Consider the following 1,862-nt stretch of genomic DNA (forward strand, 5'->3'; position numbering starts at 1 on the left):
TCTTGGCAGGACGGAGGGCATTCAGCTTGGAGAGGCGAGAGGCATAAAGCTTGGAGAGGCAAGGGGCATCGCCGCCACGGCGCGGCGGATGCTGGTGCGAGGCGTCCCGCTGGAGCAGGTCGTTGACTTCACCGGGCTATCCCTCGGCGAGGTGGAGGCACTGCGGCGGGGGATGGACAACTGATTGTTGGCCCCCTGCTTTGCCCGCGCTTCACGTTCCTGCGGGATTGGGCCCCGCGGGGATTTGACAGCGGTGGAGCAATGTGCTTAAATAGCCTTAAATAAGGCGTCGCAGGGCCAGGAAGCGGGTGCAAGACCCGCGCGGCCCCGCCACTGTGACCCGGACGAATCCGCAGGCAAGGCCCACTGAAGGGGAAACCCCTTCGGGAAGGGCGCGGACGAGGAGGAGGGGAAGTCAGGATATTGACCCTGCGCGAGGACCGATGGGCATTTGCGTGGGCAACCCTCCGGTGCTGCTGCAGGACGCAGACTGCGAACCGCATACGGCGAAGGAGGCCCGGCGCGATGCCGAGCCTCCTTTTTTCACGCCTTTTCACCAGGCTGTGCTCTACCCTGCGAGGGCAGGGGTATCCTTATCACGATGGAGGTATGTGTCATGAACAAGTTTGTCTGTGTAATGCTGGTCGCTGCGGCGCTGCTTTCTGCTTCCCCGGCATGGTCCGCCCACGGCGACGCGAAGCCCGACAAGATGGGGATCCTGGTGTCGTCCTTCGGCACGTCCATGCCGGAGGCCCGTCCCGCCATCGACAACCTGGTGGAGGCGGCGAAGAAGGCCTTCCCCGACGCGGAGGTCCGCCTCGCCTTCACGTCGAACATCATCCGCCGCAAGATCGCCCGCGAGCGCAACGAGGTCGTGCCGACGCCGGTTCAGGCGCTCGCCGCGATGAACGACGAGGGCTTCACCCACGTGTACGTCATGCCGACGCACATCATCCCCGGCGAGGAGTACGACGAGATGCAGAACGTCGTGGACGCCTTTGCGTCCCTGAAGGGCAAGTACGGCTTCAAGAAGATCGCCCTTGGAGCCCCCTGCCTGAACGGCGTGGAGGACTGCGACAAGATGGCCAAGCTCCTGATGACCCGCTTTGAGAAGCAGCTGAAGGACAAAGGGACGGCCATCGTCCTCATGGGGCACGGCACGCCGGAGCACATCGCCCACGCCATGTACAGCCAGCTGCAGTTCTCCCTCGACAAGGTCGCCTACGGTCGCTTCTTCCTCGGCACCGTGGAGGCCGAGCCCAAGGTGGAGGACGTCATCCGCGCGCTTAAGCGCCACAAGGACATCCGCAAGCTGGTGATCTCCCCGCTGATGATCGTGGCGGGCGACCACGCCAACAACGACCTGGCTGGCGCGGACGACGAGGAGTCCTGGCTGAACGTGCTGAAGAAGGCGGGCTACAAGGACGTCACACCCTACCTGGTTGGACTGGGTCAGGACGAGAACATCGCGAAGAGCTTCGTCGAGCGCATCCGCGAGATGATGTAGCGCGGGCGCGTTTCCTCGATGACTGAGATCGCGGCCTGCCGCAAGGCGCAGAGCCGCAGGGCCTGGGCCGTCGGCGGGGCGCTTCTCCTCGCTCTTGCCTGTGCGGTCGTGTGGCGCGTCACGCTGGGGGAGTGGGATATCCCGCTTCCCCGCGTGCTGTATCTGCTGTCCCCGCGCCTGCCGGAGGCGGAGGCCTCCCTGCCGGAGGCGCTCGTGATCCGCTCCGTGCGGCTGCCCCGCCTGTTTGCGGCGGTGGGGACGGGCGGATTGCTCAGCGTTTCCGGCGCGCTCCTGCAGGGCATCCTCGCGAACCCCCTGGCGGAGCCCTACACGCTGGGCATCGCCGCCGGGGCGG

At 65.8% G+C, this 1,862-nt stretch carries 2 protein-coding genes, 1 pseudogene and 1 riboswitch; all 3 genes and pseudogenes read left to right on the plus strand.

Annotated features, from left to right (window positions below; genetic code table 11):
* Positions 1–184 (plus strand): annotated as a pseudogene (locus SY1_RS08985) (Rpn family recombination-promoting nuclease/putative transposase); the annotation flags it as partial.
* A gap of 83 nt (positions 185–267) precedes the next feature.
* A riboswitch (cobalamin riboswitch) is annotated at positions 268–446 on the plus strand.
* A gap of 170 nt (positions 447–616) precedes the next feature.
* Entirely contained in the window at positions 617–1,507 is an 891-nt protein-coding gene (locus SY1_RS08990) for a sirohydrochlorin cobaltochelatase (protein WP_015556836.1), read from the plus strand.
* 18 nt (positions 1,508–1,525) lie between these two features.
* On the plus strand, positions 1,526–1,862 hold a 337-nt coding region (locus SY1_RS08995), incomplete at its 3' end, for an iron chelate uptake ABC transporter family permease subunit (protein ID WP_208873525.1).

This window comes from Fretibacterium fastidiosum, from assembly GCF_000210715.1.
GTDB classification, from domain to species: domain Bacteria; phylum Synergistota; class Synergistia; order Synergistales; family Aminobacteriaceae; genus Fretibacterium; species Fretibacterium fastidiosum.